This window comes from Streptomyces murinus (assembly GCF_002154555.1).
Classification (GTDB): domain Bacteria; phylum Actinomycetota; class Actinomycetes; order Streptomycetales; family Streptomycetaceae; genus Streptomyces; species Streptomyces murinus.
Genome location: NZ_MUNF01000362.1, coordinates 1 through 15,222, shown reverse-complemented (window position 1 = coordinate 15,222; position 15,222 = coordinate 1). Strand labels below are relative to the sequence as shown.

The window sequence follows — 15,222 nt, the reverse complement described above, 5'->3', positions numbered from 1 at the left end:
GGCCCATTGTCCAGCACCGCCCGGGGAATCCCGGCGGTGCTGGACAATGGGCCTATGCCTTCCGCACTCCCCGACGGTGAGCCCGTACCCGACGACGGCGCGTTGCCCCCGCACGCGCTCGACGGGGCGGGGGAGCGTCCGCTCGGTTTCTATCTGCATGTCCCGTACTGCGCGACCCGCTGCGGGTACTGCGACTTCAACACGTACACCGCGACCGAGCTGCGCGGCACCGGCGGGGTGCTGGCGTCCCGTGACAACTACGCGCAGACGCTCGTCGACGAGGTCCGGCTGGCCCGCAAGGTGCTCGGGGACGATCCCCGGCCGGTGCGCACGGTGTTCGTCGGCGGCGGTACGCCCACGCTGCTGGCCGCCGACGATCTCGTACGGATGCTGGCGGCGATCCGCGACGAGTTCGGGCTCGCCCCGGACGCCGAGATCACCACGGAGGCGAACCCCGAGTCGGTCGACCCGGCCTATCTCGCGACCCTCCGCGCGGGCGGTTTCAACCGGATCTCCTTCGGGATGCAGAGCGCGCGGCAGCACGTGCTGAAGATCCTCGACCGCACCCACACCCCCGGCCGCCCGGAGGCGTGCGTCGCGGAGGCCCGTGCGGCGGGCTTCGCGCATGTGAACCTCGACCTGATCTACGGCACCCCCGGCGAGAGCGACGACGACTGGCGGGCCTCCCTCGACGCAGCGATCGGCGCGGGACCCGACCACGTCAGCGCGTACGCCCTCATCGTGGAGGAGGGCACGCAGCTCGCGCGCCGGATCCGCCGGGGCGAGGTCCCGATGACCGACGACGACGTCCACGCCGACCGCTATCTGATCGCCGAGGAGACCCTCTCCGCGGCGGGCTTCGACTGGTACGAGGTCTCCAACTGGGCCACCTCCGAGGCGGGCCGCTGTCTGCACAACGAGCTGTACTGGCGCGGCGCGGACTGGTGGGGCGCGGGCCCCGGCGCGCACTCCCATGTGGGCGGCGTGCGCTGGTGGAACGTGAAACACCCCGGCGCGTACGCCTCCGCCCTGGCCGCGGGCCGCTCCCCGGGGGCGGGCCGCGAGCTGCTGTCCGCGGAGGACCGCCGCGTCGAGCGCATCCTGCTGGAACTCCGGCTGCGCGAGGGCGTCCCGCTCTCCCTCCTGAAGGAACCGGGCCTCGCCGCCGCCCGCCGCGCCCTGTCCGACGGCCTCCTCCGGCAGACGCCGTACGCCGAGGGCCGCGCCACCCTCACCCTGCGCGGCCGCCTGCTGGCGGACGCGGTGGTACGGGACCTGGTGGACTGATCACCCGGCCGGGTGAACCCCTACGGGAGCCCGGCCGGTGAGCGGCGCACTTCGTAGGGTGCGGCTGTGAGAGATCGGATCATCGTCGAGTACTTCCAGGAGCTGCGCCCGCCCGAGGGTGCCAGGGCCGAGTTGCTGCGGGGGACCATCGTCATCGCACCGAGCTCGGGTGCGATCCACGACGGGAACGTGTCGGCTGTGGTGAACCAGCTTCCGCGTACTTGCTGGTCCGGGGTCACATCACGGAGCGTGGACATGCTTGAGGGCAGCAGCGTCCCGGTGCCTGATGTCGTGGTCGCCGAGCGTGCCGCACGCGTGCAGCGAGGCGCGCCGATGCCGTCCCGGGCCGTCACGGCGCTGGTAGAGGTTGTCTGCAAACGGAGCGCGTGCCGCGACTACCTGATCAAGCGTTCGATCTACGCCGCTGCAAAAGTGCCCGCCTACCTGATCATCGACCCCGTCATGGCCCAATGCGTACTGTTCACCGAGCCCACGGGACACGGAGAGGACGCGGACTACCGATGCCGGCGGATCACCGCGTTCGGTGATTCCACGCCGCTGGAGCCCGTCGGCATCGAGCTGGACACCAGCGAATTCGCGGTCTACGAGAACGTCAGGCCCCACCGCTACCCGTGACGAAGTCGATCAGCTCCTCCACCCGTCCCAGCAGTTCCGGTTCCAGGTCCTTGTAGGAGCGCACGCGTTTCAGGATGGCCTGCCACACCGCGCCGGTGTTGTCCGAGGGCCAGCCCAGGGCGCGGCAGACTCCGGTCTTCCAGTCCTGGCCGCGTGGCACCCGGGGCCACTCCGGGATGCCCAGTGCGGCGGGTTTCACCGCTTCCCAGATGTCGATGTAGGGGTGGCCCACCACCAGCGCGTGGTCGCTGGTCACCGACCGCGCGATGTGGAACTCCTTCGAGCCCGGCACGAGGTGGTCCACGAGGACGCCGAGGCGGGCGTCGGGGCCCGGGCCGAAGTCGGTGACGATCGAGGGGAGGTGGTCCACGCCCTCCAGGTACTCCACGACGACACCCTCGATGCGCAGGTCGTCGCCCCAGACCTTCTCGACCAGCTCGGCGTCGTGCCGGCCCTCGACGTAGATGCGGCCGGCCCGGGCCACGCGGGCGCGGGCGCCGGGGACGGCGACGGAACCGGAGGCGGTGCGGGCGGGGCGCGCCGGTCCGGCGGCCGGCCGTACGAGGGTCACCGCCCTGCCCTCCAGCAGGAAGCCGCGCGGCTCCAGCGGGAACACCCGGTGCTTGCCGAAGCGGTCCTCCAGCGTCACCGTGCCCGCCTCGCAGCGGATCACCGCCCCGCAGAACCCGGTGCCGGGCTCCTCCACGACCAGACCGGGGTCAGCGGGCACCTCGGGTACCGGCTGGGGTTTCTTCCAGGGTGGGGTCAGGTCGGCGGAGTACTGGCGGGAGCGCGGGCCCGAAGGGCCCTCGTTGGAAGGGCGGTGGTGGGAGACGGGTGGGCGCATTCGGATGACGATAGGAGAAGCGGCGGGCGCGTGCCTACGACACGCCGAACCGGGCGGCCAGCGCGTCCCGTTGGCGTCGTACGAAGGCCGCGTCGACCACCGCGCCGTGACCGGGCACGTACAGCGCGTCCTCGCCCCCCAGCCCCAGCAGCCGGTCCAGCGCGTCCGGCCAGCGCGAGGGTACGGCGTCCGGGCCCGCCTGGGGTTCGCCGGACTCCTCCACCAGGTCGCCGCAGAACACCACCTCGGGGTCGCCCGGCACCAGCACCACCAGGTCATGGGCGGTGTGCCCGGGGCCCACGTTGGCCAGCAGTGCCTGGCGGCCGCCGCCCAGGTCCAGGGTCCGCTCCCCGGAGACCAGCTGCCGGGGCGGCACCAGCGCCAGCGCCGACTCCTCGGCCTCGTCCGCCGGGAGCCCGTGATGGACGGCGTCGTGCCGCAGCTCGTCCCGCCCGCGGCGGAACACCCCGTCCGCCCCCACCGCCGCGTACACCGTGGTCCCCGCGAAGGCCGCCGCCCCGAAGACATGGTCGAAATGGACATGGGTCAGCGCGAGATGGGTCACACGTCCACCGGCGAGCACCTGCGCCGCGGACCGCAGCCGAGCCCCTTCCGCGAGGCTCGATCCGGCGTCCACCATCAGCGCCGTGCCCGCGCCCAGGACCAGCCCCGCCGTGCAGTCCCAGCCCGGCAGCCGGCACCGCCCCACCCCGGCGGCGAGCCGCTCCCACCCGTGCTCTTCCCAAGTCACCGTCATACCGCGACGCTAGCCGCAGCCGGGGTCGCGAGGGCACCGACCTTGCCCCGTGCGTACCCCACGGCCGTACACTGGCCGGGGAACGCTGGCACTCGCATGCGAAGAGTGCCAGGACGGACACAAGAGGGACAACCGCGCGAGTGACGTGCGAGTGAGGGGACGACGTGCTGGAGGTGCGCGCCAATGCTGAGTGAACGCAGGCTTCAGGTGCTGCGCGCCATCGTCCAGGACTATGTCGGCACCGAGGAGCCGGTCGGCTCCAAGGCCCTGACCGAGCGGCACAACCTCGGCGTGTCCCCGGCGACCGTCCGCAATGACATGTCGGCCCTGGAGGACGAGGGATACATCGCGCAGCCGCACACCAGCGCGGGGCGCATCCCCACCGACAAGGGCTACCGGCTGTTCGTCGACAAGCTCGCGGGCGTCAAGCCGATGACCGCGCCCGAGCGCCGCGCGATCCAGAACTTCCTGGACGGCGCGGTCGACCTGGACGACGTCGTGGCGCGCACGGTGCGGCTGCTCGCGCAGCTGACCCGGCAGGTCGCCGTCGTGCAGTACCCGTCCCTGACCCGGTCCACCGTGCGGCACGTGGAACTGCTCGCGCTCGCCCCGGCGCGCGTGATGCTCGTGCTGATCACGGACACCGGCCGGGTCGAGCAGCGGATGGTCGACTGCCCGGCGCCGTTCGGCGAGGCCTCTCTCGCGGATCTGCGCGCGCGGCTCAACAGCCGGGTCGCGGGCCGCCGGTTCGCGGATGTGCCGCAGCTGGTCGAGGACCTGCCGGACGCCTTCGAACACGAGGATCGCGGTACGGTCTCCACGGTGCTCTCCACCCTTCTGGAGACACTGGTCGAGGAGAACGAGGAGCGGTTGATGATCGGCGGCACCGCCAATCTCACCCGCTTCGGACATGATTTCCCCCTCACGATCCGGCCCGTCCTGGAGGCCCTTGAGGAGCAGGTCGTGCTCCTCAAACTCCTCGGCGAGGCGAAGGATCCGGGCATGACCGTGCGCATCGGGCACGAGATCGCCCATGAAGGACTCAACTCCACCTCCGTGGTGTCGGTGGGCTACGGTTCGGGCGGCGAGGCGGTTGCCAAGCTCGGCGTGGTCGGACCGACCCGCATGGACTACCCGGGAACGATGGGAGCGGTACGCGCAGTGGCACGGTACGTCGGACAGATCCTGGCGGAGTCGTAAGTGGCCACGGACTACTACGCCGTTCTCGGCGTGCGCCGCGACGCGTCGCAGGATGAGATCAAGAAGGCGTTCCGTCGGCTCGCACGCGAGCTGCACCCGGACGTCAACCCCGATCCGAAGACCCAGGAGCGGTTCAAGGAGATCAACGCCGCTTACGAGGTGCTGTCGGACCCGCAGAAGAAGCAGGTCTACGACCTCGGCGGGGATCCCCTCTCGCAGTCCGGCGGCGCCGGCGCGGGCGGCTTCGGCGCCGGTGGCTTCGGCAACTTCTCCGACATCATGGACGCGTTCTTCGGCACGGCGTCGCAGCGCGGGCCGCGCTCGCGCACCCGCCGCGGCCAGGACGCGATGATCCGGATCGAGGTGGAACTGGACGAGGCGGCCTTCGGGACGACCAAGGAGATCCAGGTCGACACCGCGATCGTCTGCAACACCTGCAACGGCGAGGGCGCGGCTCCGGGCACCTCGGCGCAGACCTGTGACATGTGCCGCGGCCGCGGTGAGGTCTCGCAGGTCACCCGGTCCTTCCTGGGCCAGGTCATGACCTCGCGGCCGTGCCCCCAGTGCCAGGGCTTCGGGACCGTGGTCCCCACGCCCTGTCCGGAGTGCGCCGGTGACGGCCGGGTCCGCTCGCGGCGCACGCTGACCGTGAAGATCCCGGCCGGTGTCGACAACGGCACCCGGATCCAGCTCGCCGGCGAGGGCGAGGTCGGCCCCGGCGGCGGTCCGGCCGGCGACCTGTACGTCGAGATCCACGAGCTGCCGCACGCGCGGTTCCAGCGCCGCGGCGACGATCTGCACTGCACGGTCACCATCCCGATGACCGCGGCGGCCCTCGGCACCAAGGTGCCGCTGGAGACGCTGGACGGCCTGGAGGAGATCGACATCCGGCCCGGGACGCAGTCCGGGCAGTCGATCCCGCTGCACGGCCGCGGTGTCACGCATCTGCGGGGCGGCGGCCGGGGCGACCTGATCGTGCATGTCGAGGTGCAGACGCCGACGAAGCTCGACGCCGAGCAGGAGCGGCTGCTGCGCGAGCTGTCCAAGCTGCGCGGCGAGGAGCGCCCGCAGGGGCAGTTCCAGCCGGGCCAGCAGGGGCTGTTCTCGCGGCTGAAGGACGCGTTCAACGGGCGCTGACCGCCCGGCGGTGACGGGTGCGCCGACGGCCTCCGACCGGAGTCCGTCGACGCCTCGGACCGGCCTCGGACCGAAGGCCGCCACCGCCTCTGACCGGGCGCGTAGTGGAATATGCCGATCGTGACACCCGATTCGGACTTGTTCGGAGGACGTGACACCATGCGGTCATGTCCTCCGCACTGACCGATCTTCTCCCTCACCCGATCGTGCAGGCCCCCATGGCGGGCGGCGTCTCCGGTCCCGAGCTCGCCGCCGCCGTGTCCGAGGCCGGTGGGCTCGGCTTCCTGGCCGCCGGGTACAAGACGGCCGACGGGGTGTACCAGGAGATCAAGCGGCTGCGGAGCCTCACCGACCGGCCCTTCGGCGTGAATGTGTTCATGCCCCAGCCCGAATATGCGGAGAGCGGCGCGGTCGAGGTCTACGCCCATCAGCTCGCGGGCGAGGCCGCCTGGTACGAGACCGAGCTGGGCGATCCGGACAGCGGCCGCGACGACGGCTACGACGCCAAGCTCGCGGTGCTCCTGGACGACCCGGTGCCCGTGGTCTCCTTCCACTTCGGGGTGCCGAGCCGGGAGGCGCTGGAGCGGCTGCGGCGGGCCGGGACCTTCACGCTGGTCACCGCCACCACCGCCGAGGAGGCCGTCGCGGTGGAGCGGGCCGGGGCGGACGCGGTGATCGCCCAGGGGGTGGAGGCGGGCGGCCACCAGGGCACGCACCGGGACGTCCCGGAGAACGACGGCACCGGCCTCGGCCTGCTGTCCCTGATCACGCAGATCCGTGAGGCGGTGCACATCCCCGTCGTCGCCGCCGGCGGGATCATGCGCGGCGCCCAGATCGCGGCGGTCCTCGCGGCGGGTGCGAGCGCGGCCCAGCTGGGCACCGCCTTCCTCGCCACCCCCGAGTCCGGCGCGCCCGCCGTGCACAAGGAGGCGCTGACCAACCCCCTGTTCGTCCGCACCGAGTTGACCCGCGCGTTCACCGGCCGGCCGGCCCGCGGGCTGGTCAACCGCTTCCTGCGCGAGCACGGCCCGTACGCGCCCGCCGCGTACCCGGAGATCAACCACCTCACCTCGCCGCTGCGCAAGGCCGCCGCGAAGGCCGGGGACGCGCAGGGCATGGCGCTGTGGGCGGGCCAGGGCCACCGGCTGGCGCGGGACCTGCCCGCCGGGCAGCTGGTGGAGGTGCTGGCGGCCGAACTCGCCGAGGCCCGTGCGGTGTTCGCCGAGGGGGGTGCCCGATGACCGCCCCTGTGTTCGTCGTGGCGGACTTCGCCGCGGACGGCGACCGCTATGTCCTGGACGGTCCCGAGGGCCGGCACGCGGTGTCGGTCAAGCGCCTTGAGGCCGGCGAGGAGGTCGTGCTCACCGACGGCGCGGGGCGCTACGCGGTGTGCGAGGTGCTCGGCAGCGAGGGCAAGGACCGGCTGGTCGTACGGATGCCGGAGGTGTCCGAGGAGCCCGCGCCGCGGCCCCGGATCACGGTCGTACAGGCGCTTCCCAAGGGCGACCGGGGGGAGTTGGCCGTCGAGACGATGACCGAGGTCGGGGTCGACGCGATCGTGCCGTGGCAGGCCGCGCGCTGCATCACGCAGTGGCGGGGCGAGCGGGGGCTGAAGGCGCTCGGCAAATGGCGGGCGACCGCGCGCGAGGCCGGGAAGCAGTCCCGGCGGGTGCGGTTCCCGCAGGTCGCGGAGGCGGCGAGCACCAAGCAGGTCGCGGCGCTTTTGGCCGACGCCGACTTCGCGGGGGTGCTGCACTCCGACTTCGAGCACACCAGCGCGGCGCTGGCCACCGCCGAACTCCCCGCCGAGGGCGAGATCGTGCTGGTCGTCGGCCCCGAAGGGGGCGTCTCCCGGGACGAGTTGGCGCTCTTCGAGGAGGCGGGCGCGAAGGCGTACGTCCTCGGACCCAGCGTGTTGCGCACATCCACCGCCGGTACGGCGGCCGCCGCCCTCAGCACGAGATCGCGGACACTGCTGGCCGGCGGCCCTGCCAGGGCGATACGGGCCACCAGCCCGGTCATCCGCAGCACCTGCTGGGCGGCGGCCCGCCGCTCGGCGTCGTAGGTGTCGAGAATGCCGTCGCACAGGCGCCGGTCCAGGACGCCGGCGAGTTTCCAGGCGAGGTTGCGGGCGTCCTGCATACCGAGGTTCGCGCCCTGCCCGCCGACCGGGTAGTGCGTGTGGGCGGCGTCGCCCAGCAGGAACACCCGGCCGGTACGCATCTCGTGGACGAGGGACTCCTGCGAGGTGAACTCGGTCACAAGCGTCAGGTCGCCGATGTCCAGGGTGCGCCGGCCGCGGCGCAGGAGGGCCCGGACCTCCTCGATGCCGGGCTGGATCTCCTCGCTCACGTTGCCGGCGACCCGGTAGGGGCCGTGGGGGAGGGGCGCGATGAGGAGTGCGCCGCGCGCGGTGAGGGTGTACTCGATGTCGGTGACGGGGGGCGCGGGGGTGAGGGCGCCTTCGGCGAGCAGGAACCGGGACAGGGCTTTTGTCCGGGTGGAGGGTGTGCCCAGCGCGGTGCGGACGGTGGAGTGGGCGCCGTCCGCGCCGATGAGCCATGCCGCGGTGAGGGTATTGGTGCGGCCGCTGGCGTCGGTGGTCTCGACGTGCACCTCGCCGGGTGTCTGGGTGAGGCCGGTGGCCCGCCGTCCGCGTTCGACGGTGACCCCCATGGCGGTGAGGGCTTTCTCCAGCAGCCGGTCGGTGTGGTGCTGGGGCAGGACCAGTGGGGCGGTGCCAGGGGTGAACCGGAAGCGGGCCAGGCGCCGGGTGCCGGTGCTGTAGGTGAAGGCTTCGGGCTGCCTGCCCAGGTGGAGCGCTTCGTCGAGGACGCCGTAGTCGGCCAGGACGGCGAGCTGCGGCGGCCACAGCAGGATGGACCTGGTGCCGGTCGCGGCCTGCGGGTTGGTGTCGATGACGCGGACGGTGGCGCCGTGGCGGGTCAGTTCGCACGCGGCGGTGAGCCCGCACGGGCCCGCGCCGACGACGAGGACGGAAGCAGGGTCCACCAGAGGTCCCCCCTTGGTCACTTCGGGAGCCGGTCGGTGAGGAGTCCGGCGAGGTCCGCCGGGGTGGGGTGGGTCCACAGGGCGGTGGTGGGCAGTTCGACGCCGGCCTCGTGGGCGATGCGGTTGCGCAGCTGGATCGCGAGCAGGGAGTCCAGGCCGAGCGCGGCGAACGCCGTGCGGTCCTCGACGCTGTCGAGGGGGCAGCGCAGTACGGCGGCCGTGTGCTGCTTGATCTTCTCGTGCAGGAACCGGGTGCGCCGCTCGGGGTCGGTCAGGGCGTTCCAGTCGGCCAGGAAGGTGCTGGTGTCGTCGTCGGCGGGGCCGCCGGTGCGGTCGATCGCCGCGTAGTAGGCCAGGCGGGCCGCGTCGGGGTGCAGGGAGAGCCGCAGGTCCAGGTCGTGCGGTGAGTAGACGGTCAGGGGCCGCCCGGAGCGGGTGACGATCTTCTCCAGCGCGGCCATGCCCTCCTCGGGGGAGATCATGGCGTAGCCGAGGGCTTCGATGCCCGTTCCCCTGCCGTGCCCGGACCAGGGCCCCCACACGATGCTGGTGGCGGGCAGCCGCTGGGCGCGCCGCCAGCGGGTGAACTCGTCCAGCCAGGAGTTCGCGGCGGCGTAACAGGTCTGCCCGGGCTGGCCGATGACGGCGGCCACGGAGGTGAAGTTGATCCACCAGTCCAGGGCGCAGGTCTTCGTCGCCTCGTGCAGGTTCCACGCGCCCAGTGCCTTGGCGTCCCACACCCGTTGCAGCTGGGCGGCGTTGACGTTCTCGAGGACGGAGTCCTCGACCACGGCGGCGGCGTGCAGGACGCCGCGCAAAGGGCGGCCGGTGGCCTCGGCCGCGGAGACCAGACGGTGGGCCGTCGCCGGGTCGGCCATGTCGCCGAGCGCGACGGTGACCTCGACGCCGCGCGTGGTGAGCTCCTCGATGACACGGCGGGCCCGCTCGCCCGGTTCGGACCGGGCGCCGAGGACGAGGGCGCGGGCCCCGCGAGCGGCGAGCCACTGCGCCACGTCCAGGCCGAGACCGCCCAGTCCCCCGGTGATCAGGTAGGACGCGTGCGGTTCGGCCGGCCGTACGTCCTGGGGGGCGACCGGCAGCGTGACCTGCCCTTCGGCCGGCCAGACGAGCGCGAGGTTGCCGGTGTGCCGGGCACCCGCCATGGTGCGGAACACCTCGGACGCCTCGGAGACGGGGGAGGAGGTCATGGGCAGCGGCGGCAGCAGGCCCGCCGCGTAGGCCTGGCCGATCTCCTGTACGAGGGAGGCGATCAGGGCGGGCTCCTCGTGCAGGAGCAGGGCGATGTCGACGCTGCTGAAACTGATGTTGCGGCGGAACGGCAGGAGCCCGAGGTGGGTGTCCTCGTAGATGTCGCGTTTGCCGATCTCGATGAACCGGCCCTTGCGGGCGAGGAGATCGAGACCGGCGCTCTGCGCCGGGCCGGTCAGCGAGTTGAGGACGACGTCCACCCCCCGGCCCCGGGTGATCTCGCGCACCTGCCGGGCGAAGTCGAGGCCGCGGGAGTCCATCACGTGCCGGACGCCCAGGGAGCGCAGGTAGTCCCGCTTCTCCTGCGTCCCGGCGGTGGCCAGGACCTCGGCCCCTTTCATCCGGGCGATGTTGACGGCGGCCAGCCCCACACCGCCGGAGGCGGAATGGATGAGCACCCGTTCCCCCGCTGCCAGACGTGCCAGGCGGCACAGCCCGTACCAGGAGGTGAGGTAGGCGATGGGCAGCCCGGCCGCGTGCGTGAGTTCCTCGGGGGAGGTGAGGGGGACGGCCCAGTCGGCGCGCACGGTGACGCGGGAGGCCATCAGCGTCTCGCGGTCGCCGGCCCAGCACACCGGCACCGCGACGAGGTCGCCGACGGACGCGCAGCGCACGCCCTCGCCGACGGCGGTGACCGTACCCGCTCCGTCGAACACGGCCTGCGGGACGATGTCGGTCCCGGACAGCAGCTGGTCGTAGGTGCCGACCGCCTTGAGTACGTTGATGAAGTTCAGGCTGGTGGAGTGCAGCTGGACCTGGATCTGCCCGGAAGCGGGCGGCCGGGGCACCAGGGCGCTCAGGTGGAGATCGTCGAGGGTCCGGCTCGGGCCGCGGAGCAGTTTGGCGCCCTGAGTACGCCAGTTCACGCCCGCGCGGACGCGGTCGCCGGGGCCCAGGGGGTGGTGGGTGAGGCGGGCGAGATAGCGGGCCTGTTCCCGGTAGGCGATGTCGTCTTCGGTGTCGGGGCAGGTCAGCAGCTCGCGGGCGAGTCGCTCCGGTGTGGTGTGCCGGTCGGTGTCCAGGTGGGCGGGGCGCAGGGCGGCCTGCTCCAGGGCGAGGACACGCACGGCGCCGCGCAGTCCTGATCCGGCGAGGCCGGGCGTGTCCCGGGAGGTGACGTGCGCCGCGTCGCGGGTGAGCACCCACAGCCGGGGCCCGCCCCGGCCGTCGGGGGCCAACGACTGGGCGAGACGGATCAGATGCTCGAGGTTGCTCCGGGCACAGACCGCCGGAGCGGACGCGCCGTCCAGGGCGGGCAGGTAGACCACGCCCCGCGTCGCGTCGCGGGGCGGCCCGCTGAGGCCGGTGACGGGGCGGAGGGCGGCGGTGGCGCCGTGTTCTTCGAGGGCCGCCTTGAGGTCCGCCGCCTCGCCGGCGCGGTCCCTCTCGTAGTACAGCTCCCAGTGGCCCGCCTCGGTGATCTCCCGGGTCCCGGGGGCTTCGAGCCAGGTGACGTCGAGGGTGCGCCGGTCGAAGAGATCCTCGCCGTCCTGGGAAGGAACGTTCACGCAGTCGATCGCGTCCGCCTCGGCGAGGACGGTCCCGGCGGCATCGGTCAGCAGGCAGCGGGCGGTGCAGGAGCGGTCGCCCACGTCGGTGAGCCGCACATGGGCATACGCCGCCGTGGTGGTGTCGCCCAGGACCCTGACCCGGCCGAGCCGGCGCGGCAGCATCCCGCCGGGCGGCACGGGGTGGCAGGCCAGCCAGGTACTGCCCACCGCCTGCAGGCAGATGTCGAGCAGGACGGGGTGCAGCCGCAGGTTCCGGCTTCCCGCGCGCCCGGCCGAGGGCAGCACGACGTCGGCCAGCGCGCACGGCTCGTCGTCCCCCACTTCCCCGTCAGCGCCTGGGGGCTGCCGCAGGCCGTCGCCGTGCCCGCGGATCAGGCGCAGGCGGGTGATGCCCTGGAACGCCGGGCCGTGGGTGATGCCCCGCTCCTGGCGCAGCCGCCGGTACAGCTCGGCCGCATCGACGTCCTCGCACGGTGCCGACAGCAGGGCGGTGATGTCCACCGGCGCGGGCGGGCGCTGCTGCGGGGCGTGGTGGAGCCGGGCACCCGCGTGGGCGGCGAAGACGCCGTCGGGCCCGGCCGCGTGCAGGGTCCAGTCGGCGAGGGCGGGCGTGAGCGTGGTGGCGAGAGCCGTGACCTCCCGGCTCTCGCCGAGGGCGAGTATGCGGTGCAGGTCGAGGTCGCGGACCTCCACCTCGTCCGGGGGCGCGCAGAACACGTCCGTGGCGCAGGAGATGGCCATCTCCGCCATCGCGGCGCCGGGGAGGACGGGCACGTCGTTGACCCGGTGCTCGTCCAGCCAGGGCAGGGTGGTGCGGGTGAGGGTCTGCTGCCACAGGTGGCGCCGGGCACTGGCCGGGTCGGTCAGATGGGTGCCGGTCAGGACACCCTGGCCGGCGCGACCGGCGGTGGGCGGGGCGGTGCGCAGCGGTGAGGGGGCGATGCTGTGCCGGGTGCGTTCCCAGCTCATGGTGGGCACATCGGCGAGCGCGGCGTCCCGGTAGGGGGTGGCGGGCCAGGTGACCGGGCATCCGGTGCAGTGCAGGGCGGCCACCTGGGTGAGGAACGCGGTGCGTTCCTCGCTCTCGCGGTGCAGGGAGCCCAGGACGTCGACGGGATCCGGTCCGAGGGCGGCGGCCGTGGCGTGGACCGCGTGCGCGAGGACCGGGTGCGGGCTGATCTCCACGAACCGTCGGAAGCCGTCCTCGACGGCGGCCCGGACGGCGGAGGCCAGCAGGACCGGCTGCCGCTGGTTGGCGGCCCAGTAGTCCGCGTCCAGCCGTACGCCGCGGCGGGCGTCGTCGAGGACGGTGCTGTAGAAGCGGACGTCCGGGGTGCGCGGGTCCAGACCGGCGAGGGCGGTGCGCAGTTCGTCCAGGATGGGATCCATGTGCGCGGTGTGCGCGGCGATGTCGACGTTGACGAACGTGGCCGCGATGTCCTCCTTCTGCCAGGCGCGCACCAGCTGGTCGACGGCGTCCTTGTCGCCGCCGATCACGGTCGCCTCCGGTGAGGTGACCACGGCCACGCTCACCCCCCGCACCCCGCTCGCGGCGATCCTCGCCTCGACGTCGGCGCGGGGCAGCGCGATCGAGGCCATCCGGCCGGCCCCCGCCCGGCGCACGTTCAGCCGGGAGCGGCGGCAGATGACACGGGCCCCCTCCTCCGGGGTGAGGGCGCCGGAGGCGACGGCGGCCGCGGCCTCGCCCATGGAGTGCCCGATCACCGCGGCGGGCCGCACCCCGTAGCCGGCCCACATGGCGCACAGGCCCAGCTGGATGGCGAACACGGTCGGCTGGACGCGGTCCATGCCCTCCACGAGACGGGCACCGGCCAGGGTCTGGCGCAGGGAGAACCCGGACTCCTCGGCGACCAGCGGTTCGAGCCGGTCGATGACCCGGGTGAAGCCGGCATCACGGTCCAGCAGGCCCCGGCACATGCCCGCCCACTGCGAGCCGTGGCCGGAGAACAGGAACACGGTGTCGGCCCCGGGCCTGGCCGTGCCCCGCGCCACGCCGGTGGTCGCTGTTCCGTCGGCGGCCTCGGTGAGCCGGCCGATCAGTTCGGCGCGGGTGGCGGCGACGACCGCCAGCCGCTCCCGCAGCGGGGAGCGGCGCACCGCCAGGGTGTGGGCGACGTCCGGTAACGCGACGCCGCTGCCTTCTTCCTCCAGCCAGCGGGCCAGACGCCTCGCCGCGGTGGTGAGCGCCGGACGGCTCGCCGCCGAGAGCGGGAACGCCAGCGGCTCACCACCGGCCTGCTCGTTGCCGCCCGCACCGCGGGATGCCGTACGACGCCGGCCGCGTCCGCCCCCGTCGGGGGGCTGTTCGAGGACCACGTGCACGTTGGCGCCCGTGACGCTGAGGGAGGACACGACGGCCAGCCGCCGCCCCTCGCGTGCGGGCCAGGCGACGGTCCCGGTGGGCACCCGGAAGCGGGTCGCTCCGGCGTCGATCTCCGGATTCCAGTGCCGGAAGTGCAGGTTCGGCGGGATCTCACCGCGCTGTACCGACAAGAGGGCCTTGAGGACTCCGGCCAGGCCCGCCACCGGTTCGGTGTGCCCGATGTTCGTCTTCACCGAGCCGAGCGCGCAGACGCCGGGCCCGCTGCCGTAGACCTCGGCGAGCGCGCGGAACTCCAGGGGATCGCCGACCCCGGTCCCGGTGCCGTGGGCCTCCACCAGGCCGACGTCCCCCGGATCGACACCCGCGGCGGCCAGGGCCCGGCGGCAGACCTCGATCTGCGCGTCGGTGGAGGGCGCGGTCAGCCGGGTGGAGCGGCCCCCGTTCTGGTTCAGGGCGCTGCCCCGGATCACGCCGAGGATCCGGTCGCCGTCGCGCACGGCGTCGTGAAGGCGCTTGAGCGCGAGGACCACGCAGCCCTCTCCGCGCACATAACCGTCGGCGCCGGCGTCGAAGGCCCGGCACCGGCCGGTGGGCGAGAAGAACGACCAGCGCGCCGGCGGCACGGACTCCTCGGGCCCCAGGATGAGGACGCACGCCCCGGCGAACGCCAGGTCGCTCTCCTTGTCCCGCAGCCCCTGGCACGCGGCGTGCAGGGCCACGAGCCCGGAGGAGCACCCCGCCTCCAGCGTCATCTGCGGGCCCCGCAGATCGAGGAGGTAGGCGATGCGTCCGGCGGCCATCGAATGGATGCTCGCGTTCATCGCATAGGCGTCGATCTCCTCCAACGGCCGCTGGGCGCGCAGGAGATACTCCTTGTTGTAGACACCGAAGTAGGTGCCGACCGGCTTGCCGGACAAGGACCTCGGCGGCACTCCGGCATGCTCGGCCGCCTCCCAGAACGTCTCGCACAGCAGCCGGTGATGGGGATCGACCCAGGCCGCCTCATGAGCGTTGATACCGAAGAACGCGGGATCGTAGGCGTACACGTCCTCGTCGAGGAAGGCCCCCCATTTCAGCCGGGCGGCGACATCGGCGGGCAGACCGAAGACCTCCTCCTGGCTCCACCGCTCCTCGGGAACCTCGCGGACGACGTCCCGCCCGCCGGTCAGCAGCTTCCAGAACGACGCGGGGGAATCGGCACCCCCCGGCAGCCGGCAGCCGG

8 protein-coding genes and 2 pseudogenes are annotated in these 15,222 nt (G+C 73.1%); 6 read left to right on the top strand and 4 right to left on the bottom strand.

Features of this window, described 5'->3' with window-relative positions:
- Positions 1-54 precede the first annotated feature (54 nt).
- Positions 55-1,287, top strand: a complete 1,233-nt coding sequence (gene hemW, locus CCN72_RS21830; RefSeq protein ID WP_086808982.1) for a radical SAM family heme chaperone HemW — start codon at positions 55-57, stop codon at positions 1,285-1,287.
- A gap of 66 nt (positions 1,288-1,353) precedes the next feature.
- The gene (locus tag CCN72_RS21825) at positions 1,354-1,923 is read left to right on the top strand and encodes a Uma2 family endonuclease (protein WP_086808981.1); all 570 of its coding nucleotides are present in this window, start codon (positions 1,354-1,356) and stop codon (positions 1,921-1,923) included.
- Here the strand turns inward: CCN72_RS21825 and CCN72_RS21820 are convergent.
- A complete protein-coding gene (locus tag CCN72_RS21820; RefSeq protein WP_086808980.1) occupies positions 1,901-2,770 on the bottom strand; it encodes a DUF3097 domain-containing protein in 870 nt (289 codons plus the stop codon). The genes CCN72_RS21825 and CCN72_RS21820 overlap by 23 nt on opposite strands.
- A 34-nt stretch (positions 2,771-2,804) precedes the next feature.
- Positions 2,805-3,527, bottom strand: a complete 723-nt coding sequence (locus CCN72_RS21815) for an MBL fold metallo-hydrolase (protein WP_086808979.1) — start codon at positions 3,525-3,527, stop codon at positions 2,805-2,807.
- Between the two features lie 183 nt (positions 3,528-3,710).
- On the opposite strand from CCN72_RS21815, the gene hrcA reads away from it, so the two are divergent.
- From hrcA to CCN72_RS39055, 4 genes and pseudogenes are all read left to right on the top strand, one after another.
- Positions 3,711-4,727 carry a heat-inducible transcriptional repressor HrcA gene (hrcA, locus tag CCN72_RS21810; RefSeq protein ID WP_085564686.1) on the top strand — a complete coding sequence of 339 codons (1,017 nt, stop codon included), beginning with the start codon at positions 3,711-3,713 and terminating at the stop codon, positions 4,725-4,727.
- Positions 4,728-5,864 carry a molecular chaperone DnaJ gene (dnaJ, locus tag CCN72_RS21805; RefSeq protein ID WP_085564685.1) on the top strand — a complete coding sequence of 379 codons (1,137 nt, stop codon included), beginning with the start codon at positions 4,728-4,730 and terminating at the stop codon, positions 5,862-5,864.
- 167 nt (positions 5,865-6,031) lie between these two features.
- Entirely contained in the window at positions 6,032-7,105 is a 1,074-nt protein-coding gene (locus CCN72_RS21800; protein ID WP_086808978.1) for a nitronate monooxygenase, read from the top strand.
- Positions 7,102-7,818, top strand: a pseudogene (locus CCN72_RS39055) (16S rRNA (uracil(1498)-N(3))-methyltransferase); the annotation flags it as partial. The gene CCN72_RS21800 and the pseudogene CCN72_RS39055, both read left to right, overlap by 4 nt.
- A gap of 77 nt (positions 7,819-7,895) precedes the next feature.
- Here the strand turns inward: CCN72_RS39055 and CCN72_RS40710 are convergent.
- Together CCN72_RS40710 and CCN72_RS21790 are read right to left on the bottom strand one after the other, a co-directional pair.
- Positions 7,896-8,876 (bottom strand): annotated as a pseudogene (locus CCN72_RS40710) (FAD-dependent oxidoreductase); the annotation flags it as partial.
- Positions 8,877-8,893: 17 nt separating this feature from the next.
- A partial coding sequence (locus CCN72_RS21790) for a type I polyketide synthase (RefSeq protein ID WP_086808976.1) occupies positions 8,894-15,222 on the bottom strand: 6,329 nt, incomplete at its 5' end.